Genomic DNA, 18,767 nt, shown 5'->3' on the forward strand with positions numbered 1-18,767 from the left:
TACCCAAGAATCCTGGGTTAGATCACGGACTTGTGGGAGTGAGCTTGCTCACGAAGATGGCTTTCCAGCCGCTGGATACTCAGCGGATGGTCCTCTCTCTTCGCGAGCAAGCTCGCTCCCACATGATGTGCGTCATACCCAAGAATCCTGGGTTAGATCACGGACTTGTGGGAGTGAGCTTGCTCACGAAGATGGCTTTCCAGCCGCTGGATATTCAGCGGATGGTCCTCTCTCTTCGCGAGCAAGCTCGCTCCCACAGGATCGGCGCCATACCCGAGAACTCTGGGTAGATCACGGACTTGTGGGAGTGAGCTTGCTCACGAAGATGGCATTTCAGCCGCTGAAAAATCAGCGGTTGTACCCGCTTCTTCGCCAGCGAGCTCCCTAAGGGTCAGTGTCAAAACGCCCCGGATTCAACCGACAGCTCAGCCACCAGAAAATCAATAAACGCCCGGGTCTTCATCGGCACCCGCCGGGACGAGGGATACACCGCGTTGACCGTAATGGCCGGCGCTTCCCAATCGCACAGCACCGGCACCAAGCGTCCATCCGCCACCGCGCGCTCGACGATAAAGTTGGGCAGCAGCGCGATGCCCATTCCCGCCACGGCCGCCTGCGCCAGGATGTCACCGTTGTTCGCGTGTAATGGCCCGCTCACAGTCACCCGCTGGGTTTCCTTGCCGTTGCACAACTGCAAACTCACGCCGCTCTGCAGATAGCCGTAGCTCAGGCACTTGTGGTGTGCCAGATCCTTCGGCGTTTGCGGCGTGCCTTCGCGCGCCAGGTAATCGGGCGAGGCCACCATGATCCTCGGCGCCGGGGCCAGTGAGCGCGCGATCATCGACGAATCCGGCAGGCTGGCGATACGAATCGTCACGTCAAAACCGCCCTTGACCGGATCCACCTGCTGATCGCTCAACACCACTTGCAGCTCGACGTTCGGATGCAATTCGTTGAAGCGCGGAATCAGCGGCCCCAGACGTCTCAGCCCAAACGACATCGGCGCGTTGACCCGCAACACGCCGCGTATCTCATCCATGCCGGTCCGCGCCCGTTGCTCGGCTTCGTCCAGCGAAGCGATGACATCCCGACACGCGTCGTAGTACTCAGCGCCCGCTTCCGTCAGATGCAGGCTGCGCGTGGTGCGCTGCAGCAACTGCACGCCGATGGCCTCTTCCAGCGCCTGAATCTGCTTACTGATTTTCGAGCGCGGTACGTCGAGCGCGCGGGCCGCGGCGGCAAAGCCATTGGCACCCACCGTGGCAACAAAAGCGCGCATGCATTCGATGCGATCCATGACCGTCCCTGAATTGGAAACAATGAGTCCCGATTTTATGGGATTGTTCCTTAAGCAGCCAGTCCGTAAATTCACTCCCAAGCCAGCCGCCAAGCAACCAGCGCAGCGGCTAACCCATATCGAACTCACTGCTGACTACTAAGGAATCTACCCATGTCCATTCGCGAGCTGCTGAACCCAACCAACGCTGCTCTGATCCTGATCGACCACCAGCCGCAGATGGCTTTCGGCGTTCAGTCGATCGACCGCCAGACGCTGAAGAACAACACCGTCGGCTTGGCCAAAGCCGCCAAGATCTTCAACGTGCCGACCATCTACACCTCGGTCGAAACCAAGAGCTTCAGCGGTTTCATCTGGCCTGAACTGCTGGCGGTGTTCCCGGATCAGCAGCCGATCGAGCGCACCTCGATGAACTCGTGGGAAGACAAGAAGCTGGTGGAAGCGGTCAAGGCGACCGGCCGCAAGAAGCTGATCATCGCCGCGCTCTGGACCGAGGTCTGCCTGAACTTCCCGACGCTGGACGCATTGGCTGAAGGCTACGAGGTGTACATCGTCACTGACGCTTCCGGCGGCACGACCAAAGAAGCCCACGACATGTCGGTGCAGCGAATGATTCAGGCAGGCGCAGTGCCGGTGACCTGGCAGCAGGTGCTGCTCGAATTCCAGCGCGACTGGGCTCACAAGGAAACCTACGAAGCGGTCATGGAACTGGTCCTGGAACACAGCGGGGCCTACGGCATGGGCGTCGACTACGCCTACACCATGGTTCACGGCGCGCCGCAGCGTAAGTTGGGCTAAAACCCTCGGCCACAAAAAAAGCTTCGCGATTAAGGTCGCGAAGCTTTTTTCGTTTTTGCGATTTAATGCGGGTCGCGGGCCATCCGGCCACTGAGTTAAATCAATGCTGACGAGGGTCGAGGTCACCTGAAAACAGTTCGTCTTCAGCGTCCGGCGCCACCGGAATCGCATGTTCTTCCGACGCCCAGGCGCCCAGGTCGATCAGCTTGCAACGGTCCGAACAGAATGGCCGGAATTTACTCTCCGGCGTCCACTCCACGGGCGCTCCGCAGGTTGGGCAATCGACGGTCATTGGTTGGCTCATCATTGGCCTCCACGCAAAGTTAAATAAAAGTGATGCAGACGCTCGACTTCGCTTTTCAGCCAGGCCGGGTCACGGTCATTGACGATCACATCATCGGCCCGGCTCAAGCGCTCCTCGCGACTGGCCTGCGCCTTAAGAATCGCCCGCACCTGCTCCCCGTTGGTCTTGTCGCGCAACACCGTGCGCTCGATCTGCACCGATTCCGGCACATCAATGACCAACACCCGCTGCACCATCTGGTGCTGAGAAGTCTCCAGCAGCAGCGGCGACACCAGAATCGCGTAAGCCGACTCAGCGCGTGCCAAGTACTGACGGATTTCTTCGCGGATCAGCGGATGCAGCAGGCTTTCGAGCCAGACCCGCTGCTGCGGATCCTTGAAAATCAGCTCGCGCAACGCGGCTCGATTCAACGTTCCATCGGCCTGCAACACGCTGGCGCCGAAGTGCTCGGCAATCTGCGTCAGGGCAGGGCGACCGGGCTCAACGACCCATCGGGCAGCGTTATCGGCGTCCACCAAATGCACGCCGAGATCGACGAAGCACTGAGCTGCCGCACTCTTGCCGCTGCCGATGCCACCGGTGAGGCCCAGAATCCAGGGTTTTGACGCAGGAGAAGTCATCTGAAACCGGCGATCTGCAAATACGAAGTCGTTATTTGATCACCCCAGAGCAATGCGATCCACCCCGCGAGGGCCAGATAAGGACCGAAGGGGATCGGCGTGCTGGTTTCGACATTGCGCAAGCGCAGCAGAATCAGCCCCAACACCGCCCCGACAATCGACGACAGCAGAATCGTCAGCGGCAAAATCTGCCACCCGCCCCACGCGCCGAGCATGGCCAGCAACTTGAAATCGCCGTAACCCATGCCCTCCTTGCCGGTGATCAACTTGAACAGCCAGAACACACACCACAACACCAGATACCCCGCGACCGCGCCCCACAGCGCATCGGTCAGCGACGTGAACAGCCCAAACGCATTTACGATCAGGCCCAGCCACAACAGTGGCAATACGATTGCGTCCGGCAGAAGCTGGTGATCGGCGTCGATCAGACTCATCGACAACAACCCCCACGTCAGCATAAGCATTGCTGCTGCCTGCCAGCCGAAACCGAAATGCCAGGCGATGAAGGCTGAGATTAAGCCGCACGCCAATTCAACGAGCGGGTAACGCTTGCTGATGGGGGCTTTGCATTGGGAGCACTTGCCGCCGAGGAACAGGTAGCTCACGACCGGAATGTTTTCCCATGCGCGGATTTTGTGTGAGCAGTGCGGGCAGCGGGAGTGGGGGAGGATGAGGTTGAAGGTTTCTGGTTGCGGCTCGGGGGGGAGGTCGAGCATTTCCCGGGATTGGATTTTCCAGTCGCGGATCATAATTTTGGGCAGGCGGTAGACGACTACGTTGAGGAAGCTGCCGACTAGCAGGCCCAAGACGAGTGCGCATAAAACGAAGGCCAGCGGGGAGCTGGCCAGGAGGTCGAGGAGGGGCATGGTTAGACGACGTTTCCGAGCTGGAAGATGGGGAGATACATCGCGATGACGAGCCCGCCGACGATGACTCCAAGGAAGGCCATGATCATTGGTTCCATGAGGCTTGTCAGGCTGTCGACCATGTTGTCGACCTCGTCCTCGTAGTAAGTCGCAACCTTATCGAGCATTGAGTCGAGTGCGCCGGATTCTTCGCCGATGGCGGTCATTTGGACGGCCAGCATGGGGAAGACGCCAGTGCTGCGCATGGAGAAGTTGAGCTGCATGCCGGTGGAGACGTCTTGTTTTACCTTGTTGACGGCGTTTTTGAACACGACGTTGCCGGTCGCGCCTGCGACCGAGTCGAGCGCTTCGACCAGCGGGACGCCGGCGGCGAAGGTTGTCGACAGAGTCCGAGCATAACGGGCGACTGCGGACTTATATAACAGAGGACCGATCACAGGTACTTTCAAAAGCGCCCTGTCCAGTCCATTCCGAAATTTCTCGGACGTTCTGTGGGCACGTCGAAACAAGAAAATGCTCAGCGCGATCCCTGCAAGCAAAATCCACCAGTAGTCCTGCACAATCTGAGATAGCCCTATCACCATCATGGTAAAAGCCGGCAGTTTTGCTCCGAAACCCTCGAAGATGCTTTGAAACTGGGGTACCACCTTGAGCAGAAGGATCCCAGTTACGATAAACGCAACGACAACTACAGCGATCGGGTAGGTCATCGCTTTTTTGATCTTTGCCTTCAGCGATTCGGTCTTTTCCTTGTAAGTCGCGACGCGATCCAGCAACGACTCGAGCGCACCCGCCTGTTCACCGGCGTCAACCAAATTGCAGAAAAGATCATCGAAATATAACGGCTTCTGCCGTAGCGCCGTGGCGAAGCTGTGCCCTGCAGCAACCTCCTGTTTGATATCGTCGACGAGCTTGCGCATGTTCGGATTGTCATGGCCCTCGCTAATGATGTCGAAGGACTGTAGAAGCGGCACACCGGCTTTCATCATTGTCGCCATCTGCCGGCTGAAAAAAGCGATGTCGAGGGGCTTTATCTTCTTGCCTTTACCGAAGATCGAGACGGACTTTTTACGGACTTTGGTCGGGTTGATTCCCTGCTTACGCAGCTGGGCTTTCACCAGCGCAGGGTTGTGCCCATTGATTTCGCCAGTGAGTTTCGTCCCTTTCTTATCCAGCCCTTCCCAAGCATAGACACTGACTTTTACTGCTTTGGTCGCCATGCTTAATCCTTGGTCACCCTGTTTATTTCCTCAAGACTCGTCAGACCCTGCATGGCTTTGCGAAGCCCCGAGGTGCGCAAATCATCATATCCGTCTTTGCGCATCTGTTCGGAAATCTGGATCGAGTTACCTTCCTCCATGATGATGCGCTCTAGCGCAGGCGTGCTCTTCACCACTTCGTAAATACCTACTCGGCCCTTGTAACCGCCGTTGCAGTGCTCGCAGCCCACTGGAGAGTAAAGCTTGAATGAGCCGATTTGCGACTCGGGGAAACCTTCAGCAACCAATGTCTCCCGAGGGATTTCGACTTCCTTTTTGCAATGCGGACACAATTTCCGGGCGAGGCGTTGAGCAATGATCAGGTTGATCGCGGTCGCAATGTTGAACGCTGCCACGCCCATATGGTGTAGGCGGGTGAGAGTTTCAGCCGCGCTATTGGTGTGCAGCGTGGACAAAACCATGTGGCCGGTTTGCGAAGCCTTGATTGCGATTTCGGCTGTTTCCAAATCTCGGATTTCACCCACCATGATTACGTCAGGATCCTGACGCAGAAACGCCCGCAGCGCCTGAGAGAAGTCCATCCCCTGACGTGGATTGACGTTGACCTGGTTGATGCCTTCGAGATTGATTTCGACCGGGTCCTCGGCCGTCGAGATATTGATATCGACAGTGTTGAGAATATTCAATCCGGTATAAAGCGACACTGTTTTACCCGAGCCAGTCGGGCCTGTGACAAGGATCATGCCTTGCGGTTGGCGGAGAGCCTCAAGGTAAAGCGCCTTTTGTTCAGGCTCATACCCAAGCGCGTCGATGCCCATTTGTGCAGTGGTAGGGTCCAGAATCCGCATAACAATCTTTTCGCCCCATAGTGTGGGCAGCGTGTTGACCCGGAAATCGATGGCGCGGTTTTTAGATATTCTCAGTTTGATGCGACCGTCCTGAGGCTTTCGACGCTCAGAGATGTCTAGGCTGGCCATGACTTTAAGGCGCGCGGCAATCCGCCCAGCCAAGTGAATGGGCGGTTTTGCGACTTCATGAAGAATGCCGTCAGTACGGAGTCTTACCCGAAAGATTTTTTCGTAAGGTTCAAAATGCAGATCAGATGAACCTAAGCGAATAGCGTCCATGAGCATTTTATTGACGAAGCGGACCACCGGCGCGTCGTCAGCGTCCTGTCCGCCAATAGCTTTTTCCTTGCTCTCATCGACAGTCTCAATCTCCAGACCAAGATCCACATCGCTGAGGTCTCCCATCCCGGAGTGGCTGTCGAGGAACTTCTCGATTGCGCTGATGAGCTTATCGTCCTCAACCAAGATCGCCTCAGTTGTAAGGCCTGTGCTGAACTGGATATCAGTGATTGCTTGATGATTGGTCGGATCGGAAATCCCCACAAAAAGCTTGTTGCCCCGGCGCCATATGGGCAGCGCGCAATGTTGACGTATCAGCTTCTCGCTAATGAGCCCCCTAGGCTGGCTTTCTTTTTCAAGCGTGCTGAGATCTAGGAACGGTATGCCGAACTGCTCCGAAGCGATTTCCGCCAAGGTTATGCTTTTCAGGAGCTTGTTTTCGACGAGGTGGTGCACAAGGGAAACCTTGTCCCGCCGCGCCTGTTCATAAGCCTTCTGAGCAGCGCTTTCAGTGAGTAACTCAGCAACAACGAGTTGCTTGGCCAAACCGGTTAACACGACATCAGACATTACAGCCACCAAACCCAGACATTGGACCGTTTATAGCGTAGTAGGGCTTGGCTGCCAAATGCGCAACGCTCGAGTGACGAAAATTGTCAGTTAGTGCGGCGTTACAGCCGAAGAAATGAGCGCACGAGGCAGATCGTCGTGCTACTCAGGGCCATCCTCGAAGCTGGCATGCCCTGTGCTTTAACCCATACGTACAACACCTAAATTGACGCTTGGAGTAGTAGCAATGAAATCCCAAAAAGGCTTCACACTGATAGAGCTTATGATTGTTGTGGCGATCATCGGTATCTTGGCTGCGGTAGCGTTGCCTGCGTACCAGAACTATATCAAGCGCGCTGCCTACACAGAGGTGACTAGCGCCATGGGCTCGGTGAAGACCGCAGTCGCCTTGTGTATTCAGCAGAACGGTGACTCCGCTGCTGCGTGCAATTCTCTGGCATTGGTTGGAATCTCTGCATCTCCGACTGGCCAAGCCTTGGATAGCATTGCAGTTGGTAAAGACGGCGTAATTACGGCTACGCCGAAGGCTTATAAAGGCATCCAGACCACAGATACTTGCGTTCTCACTCCGACTGTTAGCGCCAACACTACTTGGGCTTACAGTGGAGCCTGTGTCACCAACGGTTATGTTAAGTAATTTAATAGGGCATAAGGGGATCAGGTTGCTATCGCTTTCCTGTCCGCGTGCTTTGTTCACGGCATACTCTTAGAATAGGATTCATTAATCCATTGATTCTTGAATGAAGTAGTCGTGGTATATCGCCGAAATAGCTCAGTCGGTAGAGCAGCGCACTCGTAACGCGAAGGTCGTAGGTTCGATTCCTATTTTCGGCACCAAAAACACGAAAAGCCCGGTCCTCAAGACCGGGCTTTTTCGTTAGAACGTCTGCAACAATCCACCAACCAGCGAACCTCCATCGGAATGCCGTCCTCACAGTGAGTATTTTGCCGATTGGCTGGCGTCGGTACGCTTAGCGTCCGGTGCGAGGACGAATTCGCCTGACTAAATGGCGTGATGCGGATACGGAATTTTGTCTACCTCGAGACGATCCCGCTAAATCCGAAAGCATTCCGAGAGTTAGTCTTGAGACGCATTAAATGCGGAAGACGGCAACACAAGCCGTTGCGTTGTGCCGCGTTACTGATAACCGGCAGTGCGTTACTCGTGATGTGAAGTGGTGCGCAACCTGTGCTCACATCAGAAGCGGAGCTATCTGTCGGCTGAAAGCTGCCGCCACAGCGATACGCTTTGATATATTCCGCGGACATTTTTGCCCCTTCTCAACACAAGGATGTCCAGATGCGCGCAGTCTTGATCGCTGGCTTGTTTGTTTCGCTTGCTGCCTGCTCCACTCACAAGAATTTCTATGCAACAGGCGGAAGCCGCGCGGACGGCGTTATCGATGTGGCCTACGACTTCAATAGTCTGGAAACGCCGGTGGTCGACAACAATCAGGCGTACACCATCGCCAAGTCCAAATGCGCGTTGTGGGGCTATGCCGACGCCGAGCCGTTCGGTGGGAAGACGCAAACTTGTCAGGCGCGGCGAGGATTTGGCGAATGTTCGGCCTGGCAGGTTTCGAAAAAGTATCAGTGCCTGGGCAATCTGGGGCAGGTGTCGCAGCCTTTGAATTATTTGGGGTCTGGCACGCCGGTGGCTCCTGCTCCGGTTCGTGCCCCGTCCTATGCACCAAACCCTGCCGCTGCGGCGCAACCGATGAGCAAGGAGGATTTCCAGCGCGAGCAAGTACAGAAGCTGATGCAGGAAAACGTCTCGTATGAAGAGTATCAGCGGCGCTACCGAATGATTATGGGGCAGTAGCAGCGCTTAAATGAAAACGCTATTCCTTCTCATGGCCCAATGCGATGGCTAGGTCATTATTCCCTGCCCAGCAAAAGGATGCGCGAGCATGTTTGATACCCTGATCGAAGAGATTTTTCGTATTGCCTGCTTTCCGATCGGTTGGCCTTTGGTGCGGCTGGTCACGCTAGGCAAGTATCCATCGAAGGGCTCATGGCTTGCCTGTACGCCGGAAGCTGATTGGACTGTTGCCGTAGGGCTCGCCATTCTAGTCGTCGCATTGATGGTAGCTACGAAACAGTTCGTTTTTTCTTAGCGCGCCAACAGCATCGCCAAGAGGTGCGATCACTGGGTCCGTATCTTGGCAAGCCTGCAGAGCCAAGAATCGATGAAGGAGACGAACAGGCGATGAGATACAAAAGGATTTTGACGCGCATCGTCGTATACGGCATGTACGCCGCCTGCCTTCTGCTATACGCGCTTTTTCAAGGGTCTGAATACGACTGGATGAACACTGGCTCGCCGATGGATGCGCCAGTAAATTGGGGCGATAACGGCTCCAGCAATCGTTCTGTGATACGAGGAATATCAGTCGCGGCAGCGATCGGAATGCAGCTGTTGATCTACGCCAACTTCATCAGGGGGGAGGCATTCTTCACGTGCATCTTGATCGGAATCACGTTTGCAACGTTTTGGTAACTAGCGTCATTCCGTCATCGCAGGATGCACCGTTGTCGTGGCAAAGGTGCAACGAGGGCGGAGGCCGCATCGCCTTCTAATCTACGCGGCCCGCATCACCTATCCCCAATCAACAAATCCCCGGCGGAATCCCGTCCTTATTGAAATCCTTCAACCGCTCCTTTTCTTCTTCAGTCGAGTGAGCCGGAACGTCTTCTTCAGGTTCGACAGGTTGCTTCTCGTCAGCCATCGTCATTTCCTCATCGGTCTGATTAACAATTCAATCTCAGGGATCTCGCGCCCATAAAAACAGAGCCTAAGCACCCGTCGCAGTTCAACCTTAAAGACGCCGGGGCGATCTCAGATGCTCAACCTCATCGACAAATCCACAGCCTTCACATCCTTAGTCAGCGTCCCAATAGAAATGTAATCAACCCCAGTCTCAGCAATGGTGCGCAACGTCGCGTCAGTCACACCCCCGCTGGCCTCCAGCTTGGCGCGACCCGCCGTGAGGCGCACGGCTTCGCGCATGTCGTCCAGGCTCAGTTCATCAAGCATGATGATGTCAGCGCCACCGTCGAGGGCTTGCTTGAGTTCGTCGAGGCTTTCCACTTCGATTTCCACGGGCTTGCCCGGCGCGATTTTGTGCGCGGCCGTGATGGCTTCCGCAATGCCGCCACACGCGGCGATGTGGTTTTCCTTGATCAGGAAGGCGTCGAACAAGCCGATGCGGTGGTTATGACAGCCGCCGCAGGTGACGGCATATTTCTGCGCCATTCTCAGGCCCGGGAGGGTTTTACGGGTGTCGAGCAGTTTGACCTGAGTGTCGGCGACCATGTCAGCGTAGTGCTGCGCGCGGGTGGCAACGCCTGACAGCAGCTGCAGAAAGTTGAGAGCGCTGCGTTCGCCAGTCAGCAAGGAGCGGGCGGGACCTTCCAGGTGGAACAGCGCTTGATTAGGCTGCACGCGATCGCCGTCAACAATCTGCCAATGCACGGCGACGCGCGGATCAAGCTGACGGAAAACAGCATCGACCCACGCCGTGCCGGCAATCACGGCAGCGTCCCGGGAAATGACGGTGGCTTTGGCCAGTCGCTCCGCCGGAATCAGCTGCGCGGTGATGTCGCCACTGCCCACATCCTCCAGCAACGCACGGCGCACGTTGGCTTCGATTTCGGCAGTGAGGGCGTCAAGACGTAGGTTTGGCATATCAGGCTCCACGGACTAAGTGCGCCGAGTATATGGCAGACGCGTGTACCAACCTACGTACGCCAGGTGTCCACTCGAATGCATAACCTGCACTTTGTCGGTTTTTTCCTCGCTTATGCGACAGATTGTGATTTTGATGGTCTATCGCTGCACATGTCCCTTCGCCGCCTTCTATTATTCCAATTAAGGCGAAGAGTCCGCTGGCGAGCGGCCCAGATTTACCTGATACTTTCGCCTTGTATTTGACGTCATAGCGTTGACGTTAGCCTGCAACATCCCAAGGGATAAAATTTTGAGATCCGTCCGAATGGAGTCGAGTCTTCCTTCGCTGCGGGGTGTAGCTGTTGTTAAAGCAGTTGTGTCGACGGTGTGAAGGAGTCCTTGATGCAGAACGACGGTAACAAAGTGGTGCCCTTGAAGGCAGGTGCGGATCATCCCGGTTCTTCGCCTGTCGCTCGGCTGCCCGTCGTTCTGCTTCAAGTTCGTGACCGGGCCGCCCAGCAACTGAAGGAAAGCCTGCAGACGCTGTTCGACAATGCCGACGACACGCTTTTCGAAATGGCCGACCGTGCTCACAACAACGCTGAGCAGAACATCTTTTTTGAAGCCATGCGCGACTTGCGTTTGAAGCGCAAAAGCATCGAGCGCAATTTCCTCGACAAGTTCTTTGAAGCATTCCTGCGCCTGGGCCAGTACGAAGTGGCCGAGCCCCCGATGCCCGAGCCCGTTTCCTACGACAAGCTTGCACTGGTCCATAACGATGATCTCGAACGCACCGTTGCGGTTGACGCGATGGTGGTCAAGGTCATGAGTCGCGACGGTATCGCCCTCGGTCAGCTGACCACACGTTTGAACGTACTCATCCCCCAGCCGTTGACCGACGAGACCAATCCGTTGGGCCCGACGCTGCTGTGCGACTATTTCCTGCAAGCCGGGCGCAGTCTGGGCGTTGAAATCAAGGTGAAGCTGATCATTCTCAAGCTGTTTGAGAAGTACGCCTTGAGCAACGCCGATCAGCTTTATGAGGAAGCCAACCAGTTGTTAATTTCCGCAGGTGTATTGCCGGAATTGAAGGCATTGCCGTCCCGCCGCTCGACTGATCGTATTGCCAGCGTGCCGCTTTCGAGCGAAGCCGTGCGTGCCGACAACGCCGCCATCCTGCAGGCGACCGAAAGCCTCGATAAAAGCGTGCAGGACGTGTTTTCCGCGCTGCAGGAGTTACTGGTGCACGTGCGTGGTCATCTGACGCCGCGCCCTGATTCGGTGACCGATGCGCGCCCAATTTCCAGCCAGGACTTGCTGCGTCTACTGTCCCACTTGCAACAGTACGTCCCGAAAGTTGAGGAGAGCGACGATTTCGATCTGCGCGCTCAGCTTGAGCAGTTGATCAGCCGGGTCAGCGCGAGAAGCGGTAAGTTTCGCGTCGTCGGCACAATGGATGAGGACGTTATCAACCTCATCTCGATGCTGTTTGAGTTCATCCTCGACGACCGCAACCTGCCGAGTTCGCTGCGTGCGTTGATCGGTCGTTTGCAGATTCCGATGCTCAAGGTTGCGGTCATCGACAAGAGTTTCTTCAGCCGTGGCAGCCACCCTGCGCGCCGGCTGCTGAACGAAATCGCCTCTGCAGCGCTTGGCTGGGGTGGTCGCGATGACACCCAGCGCGACTCGCTCTACGCCCGCATCGATCAGATCGTCCAGCGCCTGCTCCACGACTTTGTCGATGACCCGGCGATCTTCACTGAACTGCTGGTGGATTTCCTGGCCTTTACCAGTGACGAACGTCGTCGCAGCGAACTCCTTGAACAGCGCACCCGCGACGCCGAACAAGGTCGCGCATTGGCCGAGTTGGCCCGGCAGCGCGTGCAGCAGGCGTTGAACGATCGCCTGCTCGGCAAGACCCTGCCGCAGGTAGTTGTTCGCCTGTTGCAGGAGGCCTGGAGCAAGGTCCTGTTGCTGACGTGCCTGAAGCACGGTGATCAGTCGAGCGAGTGGGCTTCAGGCCTCCAGGCCATGGACGATCTGATCTGGAGCGTCGAGCCCCATGATGAGCCGGAAGCGCGACAGCGTTTGCTCGAGCTGGTGCCGGGGCTGCTGAAGTCCCTGCGCGACGGCTTGAGCAGCGCCGCTTTTGATCCGTTTGCCACCAGCGAATTCTTCAGTCAGCTCGAAGTGTTGCACGTGCAGGCGTTCAGCCATGTAGCGCGGACGCCAAAAGGTGATGCGGAAGGTGATCAGCCCCAGTCAGCTAACGGCCCGACGATGATGGCGGTGGTGGAGGAGATCGTGCTGGTTGGGCCGGGCGAGCAAATTCAGAACGAACCGTCGACGCAGCTGCCTGCTGACGACGAAGGTTTGTTGCAGGTCGAAAAGCTTCGTCTGGGCAGTTGGGTCGAGATCCAGGAAGACGAATCCCACAAGCTGCGTTGCAAGCTGGCGGCGATCGTGCAGCCGAGCGGGCGCTTCGTGTTCGTCAATCGCACCGGCATGAAGGTCCTTGAGAAAACCCGTATGGGCCTTGCGGTGGAATTCCGTCGCGGCACGATTCGTGTTCTCGACGACGCCCTGCTGTTCGACCGCGCGCTGGAGTCGGTGCTAGGTAATCTGCGCAAGCTCAAGGGCTAAGCGCCAGATAGGTCCTACGACTTCTGCCTGCGAATCTGCGTGACCTCCAGGCTGATTCGCCATCCACATCCTTTCCAGTCGCGGGCATACTGCGCGCTGTCGTTTCACGCCCTAAGGACTTCCCATGCATCTGGACCCTGCCACCGGCTGGTGCCACGGCGCGCAGCATTGCCCTTCACCCAATTTCAATGCCCGGCCGGAAAACGAAATCTCGTTGCTGGTCATCCACAACATCAGTCTGCCGCCCGCGCAGTTCAAGACCGGCAAGGTCCAGGCATTCTTCCAGAACCGGCTGGACGTCACAGAACACCCCTACTTTGAAGGCATCGCCGAGCTGCGGGTCTCTGCGCATTTCCTGATTGGGCGCGACGGCGAGGTGACGCAATTCGTGTCGTGCCTCGACCGTGCTTGGCATGCGGGTGTGTCGGTGTTCGAGGGGCGCGAGACGTGCAATGACTTTTCCATTGGCATCGAGCTTGAAGGCACTGATGATCAACCCTTCACCGACGTGCAATATGAGTCGTTGATCGAACTGACCCGCCAGTTGCAGACGGCTTGGCCGGCGATTACGACGCAACGCATATGCGGTCACAGCGATATCGCGCCGGGGCGCAAGACCGATCCGGGTCCGTGTTTTGACTGGGCGCGGTTTCGTGCCGCCCTGGACGTTTGAAGTGAGGAACAGCTAATGAGTTTTCTGGTTTTGCTGCTGGCGGTCTGGGTCGAGAAGTTCTCGGCCCTGCGCCAGCGTATTCAGCGCGACGGGCCATGGCTCACTCAATTGAGCCGGCTGGAATCCAACCCACGCTCGGCCAAACGGCCGTGGTGGATTTTGATGGTGACGGTTGTGCTGCCTTTGGTGGTCCTCGCCCTGGTATTGGTGATTGTCGGCTCGGTGGCCTATGGCTGGCTCGCGTTGCCGATCCATTTGCTGGTGCTGATTTACAGCCTGGGCCGTGGCGACGTCAAAGCCACACTCGGCTCATTTCGGGACGCCTGTCGTCGGGGCGATCAGGAAGCAGCGGTGCTGGTTGCCGAACGTGATCTGGGTGTCCAGGCCGAGAATGAAGAGCAGCTATTGGGTGGCGCTCAGACGTATTTGCTGTGGCAGATCTACCAAGGCTTCTTCGCAGTGATTTTCTGGTATTTCGTGCTCGGCCCGGTTGCCGCGTTGGCGTACCGCCTGCTGGCCCTTGCTTCGGAACACGGCAAAACCCCGGCGCTGGTCGAACGTGCGACTCAGGCAAGGCACGCATTTGACTGGGTGCCGGTGCGCTTGCTGGCGGCCAGCTTTGCGCTGGTCGGAAACTTCGTCGCGGTCAGCCGGGTGATGCTCAGTGAACTGCTCAACTGGAACATCAGCGCTTCTCACCTGATCAGCAAAGTCGGCTGCGTCGCCGGTGAGGTCCCCGCGCCAGTGGTGGGCGTCGAGGGCGTCAACAGCCTGGATGTATTGTGGGAATTGCTCATCCGCTCGGCCATCGTCTGGTACGTCGGCTTTGCGCTGATCACGTTGTTTGTTTAAAGCCGTGCCAGATTCTCCGTTTACCCGGCAGCTGCGCAGTCGCGCAGCCAACGCCGCTTAGGTGGGATTGAGCAAGCTGGCTCCCATGGTTCGATTGGCCTCCAAATTAGCGTCTGCAAAGTGAGGCCATTCAATCCCTGATCATGAAAAATGATCTTCATGGCCTAGATGCTATTCTTCACCCAATTGATATAGATCAATGCCCCTGTTATTTCTGACGCTATCCTCTTTTGCCTCCGGTCAGACGCCGCCATCCCTCTGAACTAACAGTTCTTTCCAACGTTATTCGACCTTCCCAAAACATAAATAGCCTAAGCAAAGATGGCTTGTCGCCAGCAACTAGTGGCCGGCTGTTTCTTGATTAATAAGAATCCTTTGCTATAGCTAAACCCTCTCACTTCTTCCAAATAGGGCAACGGAATGTCAGTCGCTAAGAAAATGAGCGTGGGTCAGCTCACGATGTTGACTGCGGTCAACATGCTGGGATCCGGCATTGTGTTGTTGCCCACCAAACTCGCCGAGGTCGGGGGCATTTCCATTCTTTCGTGGCTAATCACGGCCACCGGCTCGCTGGCTCTGGCCTATGCTTTCGCGCGGTGCGGCATGCTCAGTCGCAAAACCGGCGGCATGGGCGGGTACGCGGAATATACGTTCGGCAAGTCGGGTAACTACATCACCAACTACACCTACGGTTTGTCGTTGTTGATTGCCAACGTGGCGATCAGTATCACTGCAGTTGGATATATTCAGACGCTGTTCGATATCAAGTTGGGTTCGCTTGAAGTCGGTCTCGCCACCATCGCGCTGTTATGGATCACCACGTTCGCCAACTTCGGCGGCGCGAGTATTACCGGCAAGATTGGCGCAGTAACCGTATGGGGCGTTATTGCGCCCGTCGTGCTGGTTTCGACCATTGGCTGGTTCTGGTTTGACAGCAGCACCTATGCGGCAGGATGGAACCCCCACGACAAGACCTGGTACGAGGCCGCGGGCGCTTCGGTGGCGATTACCTTGTGGGCGTTCCTCGGTCTTGAGTCAGCTTGTGCCAACGGCGATGCAGTGGAAAACCCCGAGAAGAACGTGCCCATCGCAGTGCTCGGTGGGACCCTCGGCGCAGCGGTGATCTACATCGTGTCGACCAACGTCATCGCCGGCATCGTCGACAACGCGGAACTGGTTTCTTCAACAGCGCCGTTCGGGCTGGTGTTCGCCAAGATGTTTAACCCCATGGTCGGCGACATCATCATGGGGCTCATGGTCCTCGCGTGCATCGGCTCGCTATTGGGCTGGCAGTTCACGGTGGCGCAGGTGTTCAAAAGCTCGGCGGACACCGGATACTTCCTGCCGATCTTTGCCAAAGCCAACAAGCATGGCGTGCCGATCATCAGCATGTTGATCCTGCTGGCGATCCAGACAGCCCTGGCGCTGTTGACCATCAGCCCCGACCTGGCCAAGCAGTTCGACACCTTGGTCAATCTCGCGGTGGTCACCAACCTGGTGCCGTACATCCTGTCGATGGCGACGCTGATGACCCTGCAAAAGGTCTCCAACGTGCCGCCGCAAAAAGCCCTCATCACCAACATCGTGGCCGGCATCGCGACCGCCTACAGCTATCTGGCGCTGTACAGCTCCGGTGCCGAAGCGTTGATGCTCGGCGGGGTGGCGACCATCGTCGGCTACACCCTGTTCGGTTACGTCAACACCCGCCTGATCCGGCTCGAAGCGCTGAACAACAGCGTACCCACCCAGACCGTCGCGGCGCAGCACATCGTCGGCGAGCCGATCCCCGTCAATAACCTGAATCTGGCCAACCTGGAGACTCGACCATGAGCGACAACAGACACTTGCTCGGCATGCTGGCGCTGCTGGTCAGCAGCCAGCCCGACAAACGCAGCGTGTTCGGCCGGGCCCTGATCCAGTTGATCAGCGACGTGGAAGACCGCGCCATCAGCGTGCTGACCTCCGAAAGCCTTAGCGATGCGAAGTCGATCCTCAGCTCCGATCCGGCGATCCAGTGTGTGTTGCTCAGTTGGGAAATGGACAGCAGCGACGACCACAAGGAATGCATCGATCTGCTCACCACCTTGCGTGAGCGCAACACCCGTGTGCCGGTGTTTCTGATCAGCGATCGCAGCACGGCGTCGAGTGTGCCGTTGATCGTCATGCAGCACGCCGATGACTTCATCTGGCTGCCCGAAGACACCAGCCGCTTCCTCAGCGGACGCATCATGGCGGCCATCGAGCGCTATCGTCAGGCAGTACTGCCGCCGATGTTCGGCGCGCTGCTGAAGTTCGCCCGCAGCTACGAATATTCCTGGCACACCCCGGGCCACGCTGGCGGCACGGCGTTTCTGAAGAGCACCGCAGGCCGCGCGTTTTACGAGTTTTTCGGCGAGAACCTGCTGCGCTCGGACCTGTCGATTTCCGTCGGCGAACTGGGCTCGTTGCTCGACCACAGCGGCCCGATCGGCCAAGGCGAGCGTTATGCGGCAAAGGTGTTCGGCGCCCACCGCACGTACTACGTGACCAACGGCTCCTCAATGTCCAATCGCGTGATCCTGATGGCCAGCGTGACCCGTGACCAGATCGCCCTGTGCGACCGCAACTGTCACAAGTCCGCCGAGCACGCGATGACGCTGTCCGGTGCGATCCCGACCTACCTGGTGCCGACGCGAAACCGCTTCGGCATCATCGGCCCGATCCTGCCGCAGACGTTGAGCGCCGAGAGCGTCAAGGCCGCCATCGCCAGCAACCCGCTGGTCAAAAGCCACATCGACCCGACGCCGGTGCATGCCATCGTCACCAACTCCACGTACGACGGCCTGACCTACAACGTCACCCGCGTCGAAGAGCTGCTGGGGCAAAGCGTTGACCGGCTGCATTTCGACGAAGCCTGGTACGGCTATGCGCGGTTCAACCCGCTGTACAAGGACCGCTTCGCCATGCACGGCCGCCCGGAGGATCACGATTCCTCCAAGCCCACCGTGTTCGCCACGCAGTCGACCCACAAGCTGCTCGCGGCGCTGTCCCAAGCCTCAATGATTCATGTCCGTAACGGCCGCAACCCGATTCCCCACGGGCGGTTCAACGAGTCCTACATGATGCACGCGTCGACCTCGCCCAATTACGCGATCATGGCGTCCTGCGATGTCAGCTCGGCGATGATGGAAGCGCCAAGTGGACAGATTCTGACCAACGAATCCATCGAAGAAGCGGTGGCGTTCCGTCAGGTCATTTCGCGCATGCAGACCGACATGCTGAGCCAGGACGACTGGTTTTTTTCCTGCTGGCAGCCGCCTACAGTGCAGGTCGGGGCTACGGCGATTCCGTTTCACGAAGTCGATCCGGTGCGGCTCAAGACCGATCCGAATTGCTGGGTCTTGCACCCCAACGAGGTGTGGCACGGCTTCGGCGACATCGAGGACGGCTACTGCATGCTCGACCCGATCAAGGTGTCCATCCTCAGCCCGGGCATGGGCGACGACGGCAACCTGATGGACTTCGGCATTCCGGCCTGTGTGCTCAGCGCTTATCTGGGTCATCAGGGCATCGTCGTCGAGAAGACCACGGACTTCACCATCCTTTTCCTGTTCTCCATCGGCATCACCAAGGGCAAATGGGGCACGCTGGTCAACGCGTTGCTCGACTTCAAACGCGACTACGACAATAACCTGGAACTGGAGCTTTGCCTGCCCGAATTGCTGGCCGCGAATCAGCAGCGCTATGCCGGCATGGGGCTGAAAGATCTGGCGGAAGACATCTTTGCCGCGATGAAAGAGACCAAGACCACGGCGGCCATGTCGAAGGCGTTCGGCACGTTACCCAAGGCGGAATTCAGCCCGGTGGAAGCGTACGAGAAATTGGTCAAGAACGAGGTGGAGCAGGTCACTTTGGAGGAGGCCGCCGGGCGTATTGCCGCGACGGGCATCGTGCCTTATCCGCCAGGCATCCCGCTGCTGATGCCTGGGGAAAACGCAGGGCCTGCGGACGGGCCGTTGCTGGCCTATCTTCGGGCGCTGGAAAGCTTCGATCGGTCGTTCCCCGGCTTCACCCATGACACCCACGGTATCGAAAGCGAAGCGGGGGTTTATCGAATGCTGGTGTTGAAATAGCTTCAGCGCTGA

The 18,767-nt window shown here is 57.4% G+C and carries 16 protein-coding genes and 1 tRNA gene; 10 read left to right on the forward strand and 7 right to left on the reverse strand.

Translation table 11 applies throughout. The annotated features are described in order from the left end of the window. Window positions 1-397: 397 nt before the first annotated feature. On the reverse strand, window positions 398-1,297 hold the full coding sequence (locus AC07RO_RS20300) for a LysR family transcriptional regulator (protein ID WP_192173367.1): 900 nt from the start codon (window positions 1,295-1,297) through the stop codon (window positions 398-400). A gap of 153 nt (window positions 1,298-1,450) precedes the next feature. Between AC07RO_RS20300 and AC07RO_RS20305 the strand changes: the two genes are divergently transcribed. Then, on the forward strand, window positions 1,451-2,095 hold the full coding sequence (locus AC07RO_RS20305; RefSeq protein ID WP_122535388.1) for a hydrolase: 645 nt from the start codon (window positions 1,451-1,453) through the stop codon (window positions 2,093-2,095). Window positions 2,096-2,195: 100 nt separating this feature from the next. On the opposite strand, the gene yacG is transcribed toward AC07RO_RS20305, so the two are convergent. The 5 genes from yacG to pilB are packed head-to-tail and all read right to left on the reverse strand — an operon-like array spanning window position 2,196 to window position 6,805. Beyond that, a complete protein-coding gene (gene yacG / locus AC07RO_RS20310) occupies window positions 2,196-2,399 on the reverse strand; it encodes a DNA gyrase inhibitor YacG (RefSeq protein WP_074888353.1) in 204 nt (67 codons plus the stop codon). Beyond that, window positions 2,399-3,019, reverse strand: a complete 621-nt coding sequence (gene coaE / locus AC07RO_RS20315; RefSeq protein ID WP_495086905.1) for a dephospho-CoA kinase — start codon at window positions 3,017-3,019, stop codon at window positions 2,399-2,401. The genes yacG and coaE overlap by 1 nt, the downstream gene beginning before the upstream one ends. Then, the gene (locus AC07RO_RS20320) at window positions 3,016-3,888 is read right to left on the reverse strand and encodes a prepilin peptidase (protein ID WP_495086906.1); all 873 of its coding nucleotides are present in this window, start codon (window positions 3,886-3,888) and stop codon (window positions 3,016-3,018) included. The genes coaE and AC07RO_RS20320 overlap by 4 nt, the downstream gene beginning before the upstream one ends. A gap of 2 nt (window positions 3,889-3,890) precedes the next feature. Further along, window positions 3,891-5,108, reverse strand: coding sequence for a type II secretion system F family protein (locus tag AC07RO_RS20325; RefSeq protein ID WP_495086907.1), 1,218 nt, complete (start codon window positions 5,106-5,108; stop codon window positions 3,891-3,893). Between the two features lie 2 nt (window positions 5,109-5,110). Then, window positions 5,111-6,805 carry a type IV-A pilus assembly ATPase PilB gene (pilB, locus tag AC07RO_RS20330; RefSeq protein ID WP_495086908.1) on the reverse strand — a complete coding sequence of 565 codons (1,695 nt, stop codon included), beginning with the start codon at window positions 6,803-6,805 and terminating at the stop codon, window positions 5,111-5,113. Window positions 6,806-7,031: 226 nt separating this feature from the next. Here pilB and AC07RO_RS20335 point away from each other — a divergent pair, with 226 nt between their 5' ends. From AC07RO_RS20335 to AC07RO_RS20350, 4 genes are all read left to right on the forward strand, one after another. Next, window positions 7,032-7,442 (forward strand): pilin, encoded by a 411-nt coding sequence (locus AC07RO_RS20335; RefSeq protein ID WP_495086909.1) that lies wholly within the window; start codon window positions 7,032-7,034, stop codon window positions 7,440-7,442. A 124-nt stretch (window positions 7,443-7,566) separates the two neighbouring features. Continuing rightward, window positions 7,567-7,642 (forward strand) — tRNA-Thr (locus AC07RO_RS20340). 463 nt (window positions 7,643-8,105) lie between these two features. Further along, window positions 8,106-8,627 carry a YecR family lipoprotein gene (gene yecR / locus AC07RO_RS20345; protein WP_495086910.1) on the forward strand — a complete coding sequence of 174 codons (522 nt, stop codon included), beginning with the start codon at window positions 8,106-8,108 and terminating at the stop codon, window positions 8,625-8,627. A gap of 88 nt (window positions 8,628-8,715) precedes the next feature. Next, entirely contained in the window at window positions 8,716-8,922 is a 207-nt protein-coding gene (locus AC07RO_RS20350) for a hypothetical protein (RefSeq protein WP_495086911.1), read from the forward strand. A gap of 722 nt (window positions 8,923-9,644) precedes the next feature. Here AC07RO_RS20350 and nadC read toward each other — a convergent pair. Then, entirely contained in the window at window positions 9,645-10,493 is an 849-nt protein-coding gene (gene nadC, locus AC07RO_RS20355) for a carboxylating nicotinate-nucleotide diphosphorylase (protein ID WP_495086912.1), read from the reverse strand. 384 nt (window positions 10,494-10,877) lie between these two features. Here nadC and AC07RO_RS20360 point away from each other — a divergent pair, with 384 nt between their 5' ends. The 5 genes from AC07RO_RS20360 to AC07RO_RS20380 all read left to right on the forward strand — a co-directional run bounded on the left by AC07RO_RS20360 (window position 10,878) and on the right by AC07RO_RS20380 (window position 18,755). Beyond that, window positions 10,878-13,118, forward strand: coding sequence for a DUF1631 domain-containing protein (locus AC07RO_RS20360; RefSeq protein WP_495086913.1), 2,241 nt, complete (start codon window positions 10,878-10,880; stop codon window positions 13,116-13,118). A gap of 124 nt (window positions 13,119-13,242) precedes the next feature. Next, on the forward strand, window positions 13,243-13,791 hold the full coding sequence (ampD, locus tag AC07RO_RS20365; protein WP_495086914.1) for a 1,6-anhydro-N-acetylmuramyl-L-alanine amidase AmpD: 549 nt from the start codon (window positions 13,243-13,245) through the stop codon (window positions 13,789-13,791). Window positions 13,792-13,806: 15 nt separating this feature from the next. Next, the gene (ampE, locus tag AC07RO_RS20370; protein ID WP_346628401.1) at window positions 13,807-14,643 is read left to right on the forward strand and encodes a regulatory signaling modulator protein AmpE; all 837 of its coding nucleotides are present in this window, start codon (window positions 13,807-13,809) and stop codon (window positions 14,641-14,643) included. A gap of 420 nt (window positions 14,644-15,063) precedes the next feature. Further along, window positions 15,064-16,473: a putrescine-ornithine antiporter gene (gene potE, locus AC07RO_RS20375; protein WP_495086915.1), complete on the forward strand. Its 1,410-nt coding sequence runs from the start codon at window positions 15,064-15,066 to the stop codon at window positions 16,471-16,473. Further along, window positions 16,470-18,755 (forward strand): Orn/Lys/Arg family decarboxylase, encoded by a 2,286-nt coding sequence (locus tag AC07RO_RS20380; RefSeq protein WP_495086916.1) that lies wholly within the window; start codon window positions 16,470-16,472, stop codon window positions 18,753-18,755. Before potE ends, AC07RO_RS20380 begins: the two co-directional genes overlap by 4 nt. The last annotated feature ends 12 nt before the right edge of the window (window positions 18,756-18,767 follow it).

The organism is Pseudomonas sp. GW821-FHT07F05, from assembly GCF_059418765.1.

Bases quoted from the DNA above. Each gene is read 5' to 3' on its own strand.
- AC07RO_RS20300 (WP_192173367.1), bottom strand. From the start codon at position 1,297: ATGGATCGCATCGAATGCATGCGCGCTTTTGTTGCCACGGTGGGTGCC.
- AC07RO_RS20305 (WP_122535388.1), top strand. From the start codon at position 1,451: ATGTCCATTCGCGAGCTGCTGAACCCAACCAACGCTGCTCTGATCCTG.
- yacG (WP_074888353.1), bottom strand. From the start codon at position 2,399: ATGAGCCAACCAATGACCGTCGATTGCCCAACCTGCGGAGCGCCCGTG.
- coaE (WP_495086905.1), bottom strand. From the start codon at position 3,019: ATGACTTCTCCTGCGTCAAAACCCTGGATTCTGGGCCTCACCGGTGGC.
- AC07RO_RS20320 (WP_495086906.1), bottom strand. From the start codon at position 3,888: ATGCCCCTCCTCGACCTCCTGGCCAGCTCCCCGCTGGCCTTCGTTTTA.
- AC07RO_RS20325 (WP_495086907.1), bottom strand. From the start codon at position 5,108: ATGGCGACCAAAGCAGTAAAAGTCAGTGTCTATGCTTGGGAAGGGCTG.
- pilB (WP_495086908.1), bottom strand. From the start codon at position 6,805: ATGTCTGATGTCGTGTTAACCGGTTTGGCCAAGCAACTCGTTGTTGCT.
- AC07RO_RS20335 (WP_495086909.1), top strand. From the start codon at position 7,032: ATGAAATCCCAAAAAGGCTTCACACTGATAGAGCTTATGATTGTTGTG.
- yecR (WP_495086910.1), top strand. From the start codon at position 8,106: ATGCGCGCAGTCTTGATCGCTGGCTTGTTTGTTTCGCTTGCTGCCTGC.
- AC07RO_RS20350 (WP_495086911.1), top strand. From the start codon at position 8,716: ATGTTTGATACCCTGATCGAAGAGATTTTTCGTATTGCCTGCTTTCCG.
- nadC (WP_495086912.1), bottom strand. From the start codon at position 10,493: ATGCCAAACCTACGTCTTGACGCCCTCACTGCCGAAATCGAAGCCAAC.
- AC07RO_RS20360 (WP_495086913.1), top strand. From the start codon at position 10,878: ATGCAGAACGACGGTAACAAAGTGGTGCCCTTGAAGGCAGGTGCGGAT.
- ampD (WP_495086914.1), top strand. From the start codon at position 13,243: ATGCATCTGGACCCTGCCACCGGCTGGTGCCACGGCGCGCAGCATTGC.
- ampE (WP_346628401.1), top strand. From the start codon at position 13,807: ATGAGTTTTCTGGTTTTGCTGCTGGCGGTCTGGGTCGAGAAGTTCTCG.
- potE (WP_495086915.1), top strand. From the start codon at position 15,064: ATGTCAGTCGCTAAGAAAATGAGCGTGGGTCAGCTCACGATGTTGACT.
- AC07RO_RS20380 (WP_495086916.1), top strand. From the start codon at position 16,470: ATGAGCGACAACAGACACTTGCTCGGCATGCTGGCGCTGCTGGTCAGC.